Genomic DNA, 14,382 nt, shown 5'->3' with positions numbered 1-14,382 from the left:
GCGAATGCATGTTATCGCGTCTAACGCTTAACTGACGGATTTGAGTAAAACCTTATATGCACGTAATTAGAAAAACAACCGCAAAATTTTTGCGCGTAATCGCCTCCATGAAAGTGGCAGCTTATGTATTTATTGCTAGCGGTATATTGATAGTGTCAAGTGCGCCCGCTGTTAGTGCAGATGCGCAAATCTATGAAGACATAGATTGGACAGAATTAATGCCCGCCGAAGACTTAAGTGCCCTGTTAAATAGGCCAGCATTTTTGGATGACATCGCCGATGGTTCGGCGCAAGATGCTCTCGACAGCTTTCAGCAACGTCAGTTAGAAGATGAACAGGCGCAACAATACCAAGCCGCGCTGTCATCCACTCGTGTTATTCAAGGGTTTGACGGAAAAGCCATTCGTATTCCCGGATTCATCGTACCTTTGGAACAAAATGAAGATAAAGAAGTAACGCGCTTTTTTATTGTGCCCTATTTCGGTGCCTGCTTACACATGCCGCCGCCACCGCCAAATCAAATTTTGTATGTCGAGTCAGAGCAAGGCATTACGTTGGAAAACCTTTACGATCCTTACTGGTTTGAAGGTGTCGTATCCATAGAACAAAAAGTAGATGCTATGGGTACATCGGCCTATTCATTGTCACTGGATAATTATGCGCTGTACGAGGAGTAAAGATGCTCTAGTTTCAAATACTCGGCCAACAATAGCAGGTGCTACATTATCAGCACCTGCTTACTGTTAAATCACCAAGAGCCATACATAGGGTTAGGTAAGATGAACAGGCTTTTACCTACCTTAGGCAATAAGGCATCTACATTGGCATGCTCCTGCGTCACGCCCTCAAAATCTTCAATATTGTCACCAATTTGCATAAGCAACTTATGCTGAGTTTGCCAAGTGGGCTTGCTTGCCGTTGTCGAATTAGAACAGTTGACGGTACCTTGTTTAAGTTGGCTGCGCCTTAAGTCTTTATCGTTAATAACAGTGTTACCGTCTATCGTCGTTTTATCTTGTGCCGTGCGGCCTAGAATACAGGTATTTTCAGCGGTTAAAGGTAAGCCTAATGCTAATAAGTTTTGCCAGGTTGCATCATCCATAGACTTGTCGCGGTTGGTCACTAGAGCCACTTTACCTCCTCGCGCGACAACCTCGTTTAAAAAGGCGGTTACGCCAGGTACTGCTGTGGCTTCTTTACGGGCAATCCAAGCGTTCCAACTTTCTGAGGAATAGCCCAAGCCTTGCTGTTCGCGCTCTCTTTGATATTGGCTATTGTCGAGAACCGTTTCATCAACATCCATAACAATCACATCGCTTGGCTGGAAAGACGTCGGCAGGGCTTTTGTCGCTTGCGCATAAACGTAGCTGCTTAGTAGCGGGTATTCTTTGCTTTCGGTTTGGTATACCACGGCGGTAGACAGGGGGTAACTTTCCGCATTAGATTCCGCATTAGATTCCGCATTAGTTTCCGCTTGCATAGCGCCAGTAGTGCTAGCGCAGGCGCCCAACGTTAGCGAACAGATGATTAGAGGAAGTGTGCGTTTGCTAAGCAAAGCCGTTGGGAATGAAAACAAAATAAATTTCCTTAGAATTTTGAATGCGATGGCTTGGTGTCAAACAATAATGCCAGCAGGTTAAAACGAAACTACCAGTTTATGCTGCCAGAGGATAAAAGAAAGTATAAATTTCGAGGGCTTAGATTAATGACCGCATTATTGCGGTAAAGCGGGCTTACGTTTGCCTAATCGGTAGTTTACGGTATGCACCGCCACGATAATGGCCGACCCGATGACACTTACCACCACTTCACCTGTTTCGCCCAAATACTCATGACCCAGCCACAAAGGGCTGCTGAGCACCACAAGACCCAATATCCCCGATATTGCTAACCCCCCTTTTTGATGATGAGAGTAGCCAATAGCCAAGGCTAAAACACCGCTGGGTACCACAAAAAATAACATCACACGATGAAAGGTTTCATCATTTAACAGAGCAACGCCTGCAAGAGAAGGAATGGCAATAAGCAAAATAGGGGTAAGTAGGCAATGCAACACACACATAGACGATAACAATATGGCTAGCTTATCCGTGCGTGTTTGTAATTTAGGTGCAAATTTTGGCATTGATGAATCCGTAAACGTGTTTCTCATTTATCACTCCACATCAGTCACTGTTAATTTTTGCGGCGCAGAAAAAGCGTATTGTCATTCGGCGTGATTATTTGCATGCCTTGCCCTTTTTCTGTAGCCCATTGCGCGTCAATAGACACCAAGGAGGGTGAAATGGCGGGTACGTTTACTGTTATTGACTCAATCGCCTCTTCACAGCCAATCTGATAAACCGCTTCTACGTCTTTATGCGAATGCGCTTCTTCATGCACCCTTTCATTGTGCGCATTCTCGCTGTGACGAGGAGGTTCGCCATCTGCATAAAAGGGCCAAGGTAAATTTACGGTGGCACCTTGAAGTGAACAATTTCCCTGCATTTTTATAAATGTATCGAAAGATTCTGCCTGAGCAACGAAGTGCCGTATCTGTGATTTCTGTTCATCTGTTTCAGGGGCATGCTCAAAGCCAAACGCGTCATCGAGGGGTAATGAAAGCGTTATTTGCCATTGATTCTCAGCCTGCAAAATTTGCAGGCTTCCTTGACCATGACGGTGTTCATTCTCAGCGGCTTGGGCAGATCCAATCATAAGCATAGCGCCAGCTATCGCGCCCAACCCCGCCACACCTAAAGTAAATGTTCTAATCAAGAAACTGACACTCATGACAATTAACTTTTGCTTAATCGTTACAGTATAACATATCTAAAGTTGAAGTTGTTATATTATCACATTTGCATTGGGAAGACATTAATATGAAGTTATACCCAGCGGCATTGGGCGTATTATTTTTGCTTGCAAGCGAATAATAAAAGAGCAGGGGACCCTGCTCTTTGGGGTGACGGTATAGGGGCGCGGTATGTACGACTTTCACCTTAGGCGAAATCAAGCAAATCAGTGCCGAAGAAATTATCGATGATACATTTCCAGCTATCGTCGCTTTGGCGCTGCATCACATACACAGCACGCTTACCTTCGCAAGGAAGCGCATGGGGGGTATGCTTTGGAACGAGATAGAGTTTCGCTATCACTAGCGCCACATCCCCCGCCTCAATCACGATTTCGTCTCCGGTCGTGACAATATGCTCAGGCATAAATTTCTGCTGAAATTGGTTGAGCGCTGAAATGCAATCGCGCTGTGTTGTGCTATTTATGGGGCTAGCTACCACTTTTGCGTTATGACCATAACAGGCTGAAAGGGCGTCTTTATCACCTGCATTCACCGCGCTATGCAAATGGTGTAATACATGGGTTATCGCGTTGTTCATGGCTGTCGTCTCGTTTTAGTACGGCGGGTTTTAGTGAAGGTTTTATTTACACACTAACGTACCCGCCAATTCCTAAGAATAGCGAGAATAATAATGCTTAGTACCGATTGTGTAATGGGCATTGTTTTCGTCAGGTATAAATTCATGTTCACAGTATTCAACGTGGTTTGTGAAAAGTCAACGGTAAAACGTTAAGGGGCTTTATCGTCATTGTCAGAGGCAATCGCAAAGCCAGTTAGCCACTCAATAATGTCATGGTTATGCTCATTCACCCATTCCTGTGAAACGTCTTCCACGTGAGCGCCGCCCTCGATTTCATGTAGCATGCTTACTAATTCCTCATTTTCTATTAAATAGTGGTCTAGTAACTTAGCGATGGAAGGTAAAGATTCTGCAAGAGAAGCGCGATAACCTATTTTTATTTCGGTGCGAGGCCATGAGGTACCTATTAGGTCATCATTATCTTCAGCGCTTCTTGTGATGGATAGCCAGTGCGCTTCGTTATGGGGCGCTTCATCGACAAACTGAACGTTAGCATTACTAAACAGCGCATCTGGGTAATAGCAGAAAAACAGGCTTGGTTGTTGGTTTTCATTATTGCGCTTAAGCAATTGATGCAATAAATCTTGATCAAATACATGATAATCGTAATAAGCTGATAGGCCATAAGCGTTTAGTCGACGTTTTTCAATATCGACTGCGGTCCATCCTTTTGCGCCTACCCAGATGTCACCTTTACTATCATTGGATAAATCAAACTGTGCTGCGGTATCAGAGGAGGCTAATTCTGCAATAGAAAGTGGCGTAGCGTCTTGGTAATTTGTGTAACAGAGCCCTTGCTGACCGTAGGACGAAGCTTGGCTCAATGTCATTGATTTAAAAGCGCGAACAAACTTTCTAATTAGCGGGGCATTGTTAGCCACCCAGATATCTGGGTGTACATCAATAGCGCCTTTCTTTTTCCCTATTTCTTCAAATGCGCGCTTGTGAGCAACGGAAACTAAATGTGCCTTCGTTTCGGTATGAGTATTGATGATATCGCTGAGTATGTGCGCTTTAATTTGCGCCGCAGGCCAATCTAAAAGAGCAATGTTAACGTGGGCGTTATTCATGTTTCGACTAGAGACGATGGGTGATGATTCATCGGCCTGCATTTTATTGAGTGTTTCATACAAAAGCGCATAGCCAAAACCAAAGAAAAGAAAGGTAAATACGCCAAAAACCCAGTAGCTGTGCACGGCATTGTTTACACCCGTGGATTTGGTCTCCAACGTGTGTTTTACCGCCGCCACCGTGCTGTTACTTTCAGAATTTGCGCCTTGGTTAAAGGTAGCCGCATAACTAAGCATATCCCCACAAACTAACGCATGGTCATGTCTAACCTGTGTATATTTGTCTCTCTCATTGATTAATAAAATGAGGAAAATCACTGAGGTTGCCACTATCAGCGAGAATAGCGCTGCGGAAAAATTATCGGGCCTGAAAATCAAAGAGAAGAAGACATTGGTGGCACCGAGTAAAATCAAAATAACAAATTCTTCAGGGGGGATCCTATCACTCTCCATGGTCATGATTTTCTCACCCACGTTAAATGTGCTTAAAAGCTGTTCTCTAAGTCGCCCTTTTTCGCCTGCCTGAGAAAGTAACTGATGTTTTATTTCTTGAATTTCATTTTGAACGTGGCGCATTTCGCTGAGATTTCCAAACGCACGCACAAAGGTAAAGAGGTGCTTCGTCACATAGTTGTAAATCAGCGGTTGATATTTCTCTCTCATTATTTCGTCAGTATTCGGTTGCTTGGGCAAGCGCATGACCGCTTCGTTGAACTCCCCTAGCAAACGCTCTCTCTCACGATTTAAAGAGGTGGTTCTTTCCAATGCAAACGTGGCCAACAACACAAAGAAAACCGTTGAGACGGCGAGTAAATCGTAATACGAGTCAATAGGATAAGTGGGGGCAAAAATCAGCCAAATCCCGATTAAACAAACAGAGGTAAATAAGATTAAAAGAGACGAACGCAAAGGAAACTTTAACCCTAAGAAAATGTTTGCCGAGACGATAAGCACAGAAGCCACAGCTTCGTATTGATTAAGGATGCGCCCTTGCATGGTCGCGAGGATAATCACTGCGCCCACGGGCATAAAATACCAAAATACACTGATTGAGGCGTTAGGCGCAGAGTAAACAGAAAGATCGTAAAGTAAACTGCTTAGAGCTAAGATTGCTATGCCGACAAAGGCAACAATGAGGTAGTCAATGTGCGTAAATTGATTTTCTAGATGACCAAACAAAAATAACGTGGTGAGAATTAGTGGAGCTGCCACACAGCGCACGCCACCTTCAGTCAGAATTGCACGGCGTAAGGGGGTTAGCGACAAATCGTATTGTTCAGAAAGCTGACTCCAGGCGTCCATACACTTCATACGCATATAACAGTTTATGGACATAGCCAAGCCACCTAAAGCAGCTAGCAGAATGGTGTTGAGCATGGGGCTCTCAAGTAGCAGCCAGTCGGCGAGGCTGATGTTAGGCGCCATCAACACAATGAAGCCAGCGAATGCCGCGCCAGAAAAGATATAGTCTGTAGCTGAGGTAGTACGCTGAGCTTTTCTAAAAGTACTATCAATATAAAAGAATAAGATGGGCCAGGCTTCAAATATCAAAATGGCAATAACATCAAACTCTCGAGATGACTCTAGCGCAGCATAAAGTAGCAGGTGGTTAGCACAGATGAGTACGCCCGAACCGAGTGTAGGAACAAGTAATTCGCGGCGCTTGTACTTAATAAAAAGGGACGCTAATCCATTTTTCTTATCACCAATGGATACAAAAACGACCACCGCCAAGGTTGCAATCGCAGCGAGCGTATGAGAAATGCCAGCGACAAATAAGGTGCTTGAGCGATCGATTAAGTAGTTCACAAGAGGGGGGTATAGCATCCACAGAACAATGGATACGCACATGAGCATGACGGGAGAGCGAACTACCATGGTTAAGAAAGAGCGCAAGATTAATCCTTTATAAAGCAGGTCGTTAGGCAAATTGTTTTATAACGTAAATCCTATCACGACCGATTCATTTTTAGCGACTAGAATATAAGGCACTGCAGTGCCTTATATTCAAGAAGTTGTCGACCCATAGCATAACGTTTAATGGGACTATGCCAACGTAAACGTTGTTAGAACGCCAGTTGAAGCGATAGTTGCCACTCTCTGCCTGCACCTGGTAGTTTCTCTCCTGTGGCAATATTGGCATCATCCGATACTCTATTTATACCGGCAGTATGCGCCGCGTAGTACTTATCGGTTACATTTGAAATCCGTGTGCTAACGGCAAATACGGGGGTCAGTTGCCATTTTGCGCTTAAGTGTAAAAGGCCATAGCCTGCGGTAGCGGTTTCGCTTTGCAAGGCGGAAACATGGGATTGACTGCCTACCAATTCAGACGTGACTTCTAGGGAGAGCGGGGAAGCGAACAATGCGGTTTGCCATTGTAAACGGGTTACCAGGCGCTCGGGGGCTATCCGAAAAAGCGCATCGTCAATGTCGTCTCTATTGCCATGGGTGTGGCTTGCCAGCATATCTAAGGAGAGGTTATCTAAAAGTTCACCGTGAAGGGTGATATCAACGCCTTTCATTACCGCATCGGTATTGGCCCATTGAAAAGGAACGGTACCACTCATCATATTAGAAAACATGATAGCTGATGTGTTTTCGCTGGGCATTCCAGTGATGTAATTCTCTATATCTTGGTAAAAGAACCGCGGAGATATCGTCCAATTTTTTGCGCTAAAGGTGGTACCGAATTCAATTTGGCGTGCGGTTTCTTCTTTTAAAGCCGTATTGCCTATGTAATTAAACCCATCTGCCATACCGCCAGTTATTGCCAATGGTAGCCAGGTGTATAACTCATAGTAATTGGGTGCTCGGTTCTTTTGAGATACCCCCGCAAAGAACATAGCGTTGTCGCCAATAGCTGTTTCAAGGGTTGCCGCTAAATCTAACATAGTAAAACGCTTATCTCGGTCGGCACCATTAAAGCTTATGGCGAGGCTCGCAACCGCATCGTTCATCATCTCCATATTTGAGCCCACATCGTTTGCATCTGCATTCACCTGTGTAAAACGGGCGCCAAATTGATACTGCACCGTGTTTCTTACACCTTCCCATTCAGAGAATAGGCTGTAAGTATCTTGCTCGGTGGAGGCAAAATTATTGATGTAAAAGCTGGCGTCATTTGGGTTGCTGATGGTGGAATTATTGCGTTTGTGAGCAACATTGGCACCTAGAGTAATCGTCCCGTTATAGAGAGGGGTGACATAAGACGTGTTGAATCCCTGAGCAATGGCGTCCGCGTCATTTTGCCTTGCCATACTGTCCATCATCACGGGACGTTGTCTGAAGTTATCCATAGCGTGCTGATTACTATTGCCAAATGCATTTAAGACAAAGTACGTGTTATCAGAAGCTTGGTATCGATAGCCTAAGCGATACCAAGCTGCGTCGATAAAGTTGATGTCCATGGCTAAAGCCGGAGTGCCACTTTGATTTGTATTTAGCGCTTGATACGACGCGGTAAATTGGTGATTGCCCTGCTCATAGCCAGCCCGTAATTTTGCGCCGTTACGTAAATACGCGCTATTAGGAATCGCGATATCGTCAGCGGCCTCCCGCTCATCCCGTTGTTGATGGGTGAACGCGCCAGTTAAAAAACCACTTTCGAAACGGTATACGCCATTAGCTTGATATTGCTGTCCTGTGCCAGGAGAGAAAAGTGCACCATTAAAATTAGCCTTCAAACCATCTGCCAAATTAAACAGGGCACTGTCATCGGCGCGTATATCGAGCTTACCGCCAAGGGTTTGTACACCAGCGCTTACCGGCACAATACCGCGATAGAGTACCGCCTGAAGGCCGGGTTCAGGAAGGACGTGAGAGAGAGGTGAATCCATCGCGTTTGGCCCAGCCCCTGCGATATCTACGCCGTCTATGGTTATGCCCACTCGATCGCCGTACAAGCCGCGATATTGAACAAGGCCAGTAACAGGGCCATTACGGGTAATGCTCACCCCTGTTAACTTCTCAATTTGATCGCCAAAGTCGGCATCGGTATTTGATGAAGTGTTGATACGCTCAGCGTCTACTTGGGTAAGCGGGCTTCCGATAACCGTAATTATTTCGCCTTGTGATTCTTGTGCTAAGGCGCATTGGGTAACACCTTGGGCGATAACCGCCAAGGCTGTCAGTGTTTTTTTCATAACGTTTCCATTTATAGTGGTATTAGGTTGCAAGTTGCCTTGCTCGAAATACTAGGTGGCAGTTATGAAAGGGGCGGTGCTCTGCCAATAGGAGCCGCGTAAGGGTAGGCGGTATAGGGGCGCTGAACGAGTGACTCAGTAAGCGCATAGAAGCGCTGAAAGAGAACACTCACCTGTAAATCGTATTTCACGGAAGTATAACTGGGTAAATCGGCTAGCGTACCATTGGTACAGTCGATGTTTTGAGGGGGCGTTTTAACTAATTCAGGGCTGACAAAAACGAATTCACCGGCCAATTCAGAGGCGCTAACGGACACATAACGCATAGTTTTGCCGGTACATATAAGCTCAATATCGCTCAGGCCACCGTCCACTTGTTCATGTGCTTTGTTCATCGAATAGGCAGACAGCCCGATCGCCAATGCATTTTGCATTAGTAGAACCATACACACAGAAAAGGTGATAAGCGTTTTAATAACGAGCCTTTAAAACTATCAAAAATATGAGCATCGTATAATAGCGTTAGAGATTAGGTGTTTGCTAGTAAATTTTTTGCACTAAGGAGCGTTTATTTTTAATGCTTGTAATTTTCTGTACAACGTTCGCACACTTATTCCTAACGCATCGGCTAAGTCTTCAGTATTGCCGGTGTAGACATCGACTTTATCTTTCAAATAATGTGCTTCGACTTCCGCTAGCGTCATTATGTCTTTTTCTCCCTGTGGTGATAAGTGAGCCGTTTGCTGTGTCGATGCGCAGACATATTCAGGTAAATCGCTAGGCTCAATGATTCTATCATCAGCCATTAGAATTGCTTGCTCAACTATGTTTCTAAGCTCCCTTATGTTGCCGGGGAATGTATACTTCTTAAGTGCAGCTAAAGTAGGTTGGGACAAGGTTTTATCGCTGCCTAATGTATTTAATATATGTTTTGCTAGCAAAACAATATCATTATTGCGTTCACGTAATGGAGGTAAATGAATCGAGAGCCCAGCTATTCGATAATATAGGTCGTGGCGAAATTTTCCAGCATTAACAAGCTCCAATAAATCTTTGTGGCTGGCGCAAATTAAGCGAAAATTTGCTTTTTTAATGGCTATACTTCCTACTGGCCGATATGTTTGCGTTTCTAGTAAGCGTAAGAGTTTAACTTGCATAGCAAGAGGGATATCACCTACCTCATCGAGAAATAGCGTGCCGCCCTCAACCGTTTCTATCAACCCTTTCTTTTTATTTACTGCGCCGGTAAAGGCGCCTTTTTCATGACCGAATAACTCAGATTCGAATAGCGCATCAGTTAGGCCTGTACATTCAATGACGACAAAGGGTTTTTCAGCGCGATGACTACTGCTATGAAGTGCGTGAGAGACGAGTTCCTTTCCCGTACCGGTTTCGCCGTGTAAAAGCACAGAAATATTTGAGTTGGCAGCACGGTTGATTTTGCTCAACATAGCCTTAAACGCATCAGATTCGCCTACCATCTTTCCTTCGGATGAGGTGTTTGAGGCGTAAGCTAGTTTGTCGAGTATCTCTAGGTAACCAAGGAGTTCTCCTTCGCCATCAATGATAGGCTTCATACGAATATCGCAGTAATTTTGCCCTTCATTGGTGGCGTGAACATGCACCACGCTGGCGGTTTTCCCTGTTTCTTTGGCTTGCTCCATTGGGCAGTTTTCACCACACAGATCGCATGGTTTGCTATTGCGGTGAGAGACTTGGTAGCAGGTACTGAAGCCCAGCTTAATGGTAACAGGATAGGTATCTCTATAGGGCTTGTTAACGGCTTCTATTACATAGTCTTGGTTGATGAAAATTGCGGGTTTATCAATAGCATCGATCATTCCCTGAATGATGGAGATATTCATACCTTTGCTGCCCTACATTGGTTTAGCCTCGTTTTATTAATTAAAGACTATCATATTGGCATAAACATTGTTGTGGATTGCCATAGCGAGGTTTAGTGGGCCTTGCATTAGCAACTAATCTCGATAGCCGATATCTGTGAATAAGAGAGGAAATCAAGTGATGAAAGTAACGTTAATTTTACCCTTAAGTATATTTGCGCTAAGTACTACTTTTGCTTTTGCGTCCAATGTAACGATAGAAAGCGAATCCGTGGGCGATTTAAAGGCGAGAACCCTTGTCGCGCGGCAGCATGCGAAAGCCTTAGGCGGTGCATTAAAAGCGCGTTTGCAAGAAGCTATTGGTCAAGGTGGTTTGGTCAAGGGGATTGAGGCTTGTAAATTAGAGGCTGGGCCGATAGCTAAAGCCATTAGTGGTAATGGTTGGACTGTTGGGCGCACGGCCCTGCGGGTACGCAACCCAGCCAATACCCCTGATGCTTGGGAACGAGAACAACTTATCGCGTTTTCTAATCAATTATCGGCTCAATTTGATGGACCACTTGAAGCCTCCCATTATGATAGCGCGACAGGTGAATTTAGATACTTGAAAGCCATAAAAACTGACGAAATATGCACGGCATGCCATGGCCAGTCTGTAGCCCCAAGAGTGCAGGCTGCAATTGATGACGCCTATCCAGAGGACGAAGCTATGGGGTTCGATATTGGCACGTTACGAGGAGCATTTACCCTGACATATACGCCTTAGAACACAGGGGTATAAGGATAAAAATGGGACTTGTGTCAAATATGGCACTTTGTTTGTCAATTTTGGCGTAGTTAGTAAAGGTTATCTTGCGTTGGATCAAAATTCGCTTTTTCCGCGCATGCCATAATTCTCCCGCACAGTAGGAAATCCCTGTAGTTAGGGCAAAAACCTATTTTATGTACTTTTACTGCAAGACTGGAACAGAGAATGCTCTGCGCCCTTCTGTAGAGAAACTGCGCCCATCCACATTGGGCGCTTCCAGCACACTTAAAAGATGAGGGAGATCACCCATGAGCGATACGTTAGTAGAACTATCGCGGTGGCAGTTTGCGTTAACCGCAATGTTCCACTTTATATTCGTACCCCTAACCCTAGGACTAAGCTTTCTCCTTGCCATTATGGAGTCTGTCTATGTGATGACGGGCAAAGAGATTTACAAACAAATGACGCAGTTTTGGGGAAAGTTGTTTGGGATTAATTTCGCAATTGGTGTGGCAACAGGCTTAACCATGGAATTTCAGTTCGGTATGAACTGGTCGTATTACTCACACTATGTGGGGGATATCTTTGGTGCGCCGCTTGCCATTGAAGGGCTGATGGCCTTCTTCTTAGAGTCTACCTTTGTGGGGTTGTTTTTCTTCGGCTGGGACAAGATGTCGAAGGTAAAGCACCTTATGGCAACGTGGTTAGTTGCCATTGGTTCAAATTTCTCTGCCTTATGGATATTAATCGCTAACGGCTGGATGCAGTATCCCATTGGGGCTGAATTTAACTTCGAAGCAATGCGAATGGAAATGACAAGCTTTGCGGAAGTGGTATTTAACCCTGTAGCCCAAGTTAAGTTTGTTCATACGGTATCAGCAGGTTATGTCACCGGTGCTATGTTTGTGCTCGCCATCTCCAGTTACTACTTGCTCAATCATAAACATATCGCCTTCGCACGACGCTCATTTGCCATTGCGGCAAGTTTTGGCTTGGCCGCGACGCTTTCCGTCATTGTGTTAGGGGATGAAAGCGGATATGAACTCGGCCATGTCCAACAAGTGAAGTTGGCTGCTGTGGAAGCGGAATATGATACACATCCCGCGCCCGCGCCTTTTACACTCTTTGGTTTGCCTAATGATGAAACCCAGGAAACGGAATATGCCGTTCAAATTCCATGGGCGATGGGGATTATCGCCACCCGCTCGTTAACCGAAGAAGTGAAAGGAATAAAAGAAATAAAAGCAGAAAATAGAGCGCGAATTTTAGCGGGAATTAAAGCCTATGAATTGCTCGATAGTGTGCGCAGCGGAACCGCATCTGAGCAACAAGTCGCCACCTTCGAGGCGCATAAAGACAGCTTAGGGTATGCCATGCTGCTAGAGCCTTTTACCGATAATGTAGCTACCCCTTCTGAAGCGGCAATTCAGCAAGCTGTTGACTACAGCATTCCCCCTGTAGCGCCCCTATTTTGGAGTTTTCGTATCATGGTTGCGGCTGGCTTTATCATGCTTGCTTTGTTTGTTTGCGCTTTCTATTTCAGCACTAAACATAAGATTACTCAGCCACGCTGGCTATTAAAGTCGGCGTTGTATGGCTTGCCGCTACCTTGGATAGCCTGTGAAGCAGGGTGGTTTGTGGCGGAATATGGTCGTCAGCCTTGGTCGATTGCCGAAGTACTGCCTGTTCATACCTCTGTTTCTAACCTAGCCGTAAGCGATGTGGTGACCACCATAATTGCTTACACCCTTTTCTACACAATGATGTTCATTATTGGCTTCTATTTAATGAAAAAATTTGCCAAGAAAGGCCCCGTACCCCCTAGCGACAGCCAAACTGACTCAGATTTAGACTTTGTAGATATAGACAGCAAAGGAGCAAAAGCATGATTGATTATGAACTTCTTCGCATTATTTGGTGGTGCCTAATTGGCGTGCTACTTATTGGCTTTGCGGTGACAGATGGTTTTGACCTTGGCGTAGGTGCATTGCTAACACTCATCGGCAGGAACGACAAAGAACGCCGGGTTATGATCAATACTATTGGCCCCCACTGGGATGGCAACCAAGTATGGTTTATTACGGCGGGGGGCGCTATATTCGCCGCTTGGCCAATGATTTATGCCACGGCTTTTTCAGGCTTTTATCTTGCCCTTGCGCTCACTTTAATTGCGCTTTGGATGCGCCCAATCGGATTTGATTATCGAAGTAAGTTGCCAAACCCACAATGGCGTAACGCTTGGGACTGGGCGCTATTTGCTGGCGGTATTATCCCTTCGTTGATTTTTGGTGTCGCTTTTGGAAACTTGCTACTCGGCGTTCCCTTCGAATTGGATAACACCCTTAAGTCTACCTATACCGGTTCGTTCTTCGGACTACTCACGCCGTTTGCGCTTTTATCTGGCGTATTGTCGGTTGCCATTTTGCTAAACCATGGTGCTACTTGGTTGCAAATGAAAACCGATGGGTTTATTCAATCCCGGGCTAGAAATGTATCTAAGGTATTAAGTTTAGTGGGTGTGGCATGCTTTGTCTTAGCCGGAGTATGGGTGGCCGTTGGTATCGATGGTTTCGTTATTACGTCTTCCCTTGATACGCTGGTTACGTCTAACCCCCTCAAAAAAGAGGTGGCTATTCAAAGCGGTGCCTGGATGAATAATTACCGAGACTACCCTCTGACCATGATAGCGCCAGTCTTGGGTATTGTTGCTGGATTGGCCTGTGCATTTTTCTCTAATAAGGGAAATGCCGGTATGGCATTTGTGAGCAGTGCATTATTTATTGCAGGTGTCATTTTAACCGCTGGGATTTCAATGTTCCCATTTTTAATGCCTAGCGCCACCATGCCAGAAGCAAGCTTAACGGTGTGGGATGCCACATCAAGCCATTTAACATTGAATGTCATGTTTTTCGTCGCCTGTCTCTTTGTTCCTATTGTACTTAGTTACACAGCGTACAGTTTTTACGTTATGCGTGGTCGCATTAAAAGTGCTGATCTCGACCAATCTCATACCATCTATTAAGGAGTCGAAAATGTGGTATTTCACATGGATTTTAGGCGTATTACTCGCGTGTTCTTTTGGCATTATCAACGCCATGTGGTTGGAATCGACTGAAAACCTAGATCGCCCCGAAGACGCTGAATAAAAAAGTATGCGGC

At 45.1% G+C, this 14,382-nt stretch carries 13 protein-coding genes; 5 read left to right on the top strand and 8 right to left on the bottom strand.

Annotated features, from left to right (window positions below; genetic code table 11):
• Positions 1 to 107 precede the first annotated feature (107 nt).
• Complete coding sequence (locus tag EP13_RS17405; RefSeq protein ID WP_081869592.1) at positions 108 to 677, top strand: DUF3299 domain-containing protein; 570 nt, start codon at positions 108 to 110, stop codon at positions 675 to 677.
• 71 nt (positions 678 to 748) lie between these two features.
• Here EP13_RS17405 and EP13_RS17400 read toward each other — a convergent pair whose 3' ends face one another.
• The 8 genes from EP13_RS17400 to EP13_RS17365 all read right to left on the bottom strand — a co-directional run bounded on the left by EP13_RS17400 (position 749) and on the right by EP13_RS17365 (position 10,496).
• Complete coding sequence (locus tag EP13_RS17400) at positions 749 to 1,576, bottom strand: 5'-nucleotidase, lipoprotein e(P4) family (protein WP_231497887.1); 828 nt, start codon at positions 1,574 to 1,576, stop codon at positions 749 to 751.
• Between the two features lie 138 nt (positions 1,577 to 1,714).
• Complete coding sequence (locus EP13_RS17395; RefSeq protein WP_052364466.1) at positions 1,715 to 2,152, bottom strand: MerC domain-containing protein; 438 nt, start codon at positions 2,150 to 2,152, stop codon at positions 1,715 to 1,717.
• A gap of 23 nt (positions 2,153 to 2,175) precedes the next feature.
• Positions 2,176 to 2,772: a ZrgA family zinc uptake protein gene (locus tag EP13_RS17390; RefSeq protein WP_044058388.1), complete on the bottom strand. Its 597-nt coding sequence runs from the start codon at positions 2,770 to 2,772 to the stop codon at positions 2,176 to 2,178.
• Positions 2,773 to 2,981: 209 nt separating this feature from the next.
• A complete protein-coding gene (locus EP13_RS17385) occupies positions 2,982 to 3,374 on the bottom strand; it encodes a YybH family protein (RefSeq protein WP_044058387.1) in 393 nt (130 codons plus the stop codon).
• Positions 3,375 to 3,565: 191 nt separating this feature from the next.
• Complete coding sequence (locus tag EP13_RS17380) at positions 3,566 to 6,382, bottom strand: glycine betaine ABC transporter substrate-binding protein (protein WP_156026775.1); 2,817 nt, start codon at positions 6,380 to 6,382, stop codon at positions 3,566 to 3,568.
• 170 nt (positions 6,383 to 6,552) lie between these two features.
• Positions 6,553 to 8,631 (bottom strand): TonB-dependent receptor plug domain-containing protein, encoded by a 2,079-nt coding sequence (locus tag EP13_RS17375; protein ID WP_044058385.1) that lies wholly within the window; start codon positions 8,629 to 8,631, stop codon positions 6,553 to 6,555.
• 62 nt (positions 8,632 to 8,693) lie between these two features.
• Positions 8,694 to 9,065 (bottom strand): hypothetical protein, encoded by a 372-nt coding sequence (locus tag EP13_RS17370; RefSeq protein ID WP_231401197.1) that lies wholly within the window; start codon positions 9,063 to 9,065, stop codon positions 8,694 to 8,696.
• Positions 9,066 to 9,188: 123 nt separating this feature from the next.
• Positions 9,189 to 10,496, bottom strand: a complete 1,308-nt coding sequence (locus EP13_RS17365; protein WP_231401196.1) for a sigma-54 interaction domain-containing protein — start codon at positions 10,494 to 10,496, stop codon at positions 9,189 to 9,191.
• Between the two features lie 160 nt (positions 10,497 to 10,656).
• Between EP13_RS17365 and EP13_RS17360 the strand changes: the two genes are divergently transcribed.
• The 4 genes from EP13_RS17360 to cydX all read left to right on the top strand — a co-directional run bounded on the left by EP13_RS17360 (position 10,657) and on the right by cydX (position 14,369).
• Entirely contained in the window at positions 10,657 to 11,241 is a 585-nt protein-coding gene (locus EP13_RS17360) for a Tll0287-like domain-containing protein (RefSeq protein WP_044058382.1), read from the top strand.
• A 290-nt stretch (positions 11,242 to 11,531) separates the two neighbouring features.
• On the top strand, positions 11,532 to 13,112 hold the full coding sequence (locus EP13_RS17355) for a cytochrome ubiquinol oxidase subunit I (protein ID WP_044058381.1): 1,581 nt from the start codon (positions 11,532 to 11,534) through the stop codon (positions 13,110 to 13,112).
• Complete coding sequence (gene cydB / locus EP13_RS17350) at positions 13,109 to 14,245, top strand: cytochrome d ubiquinol oxidase subunit II (protein ID WP_044058380.1); 1,137 nt, start codon at positions 13,109 to 13,111, stop codon at positions 14,243 to 14,245. The genes EP13_RS17355 and cydB overlap by 4 nt, the downstream gene beginning before the upstream one ends.
• 10 nt (positions 14,246 to 14,255) lie before the next feature.
• Positions 14,256 to 14,369 (top strand): cytochrome bd-I oxidase subunit CydX, encoded by a 114-nt coding sequence (gene cydX, locus EP13_RS19170; RefSeq protein ID WP_044058379.1) that lies wholly within the window; start codon positions 14,256 to 14,258, stop codon positions 14,367 to 14,369.
• Positions 14,370 to 14,382 lie beyond the last annotated feature (13 nt).

The sequence above is a fragment of the Alteromonas australica genome, from assembly GCF_000730385.1.
Lineage (GTDB): Bacteria > Pseudomonadota > Gammaproteobacteria > Enterobacterales > Alteromonadaceae > Alteromonas > Alteromonas australica.
This window is presented reverse-complemented; position numbering and strand designations above follow the sequence as displayed.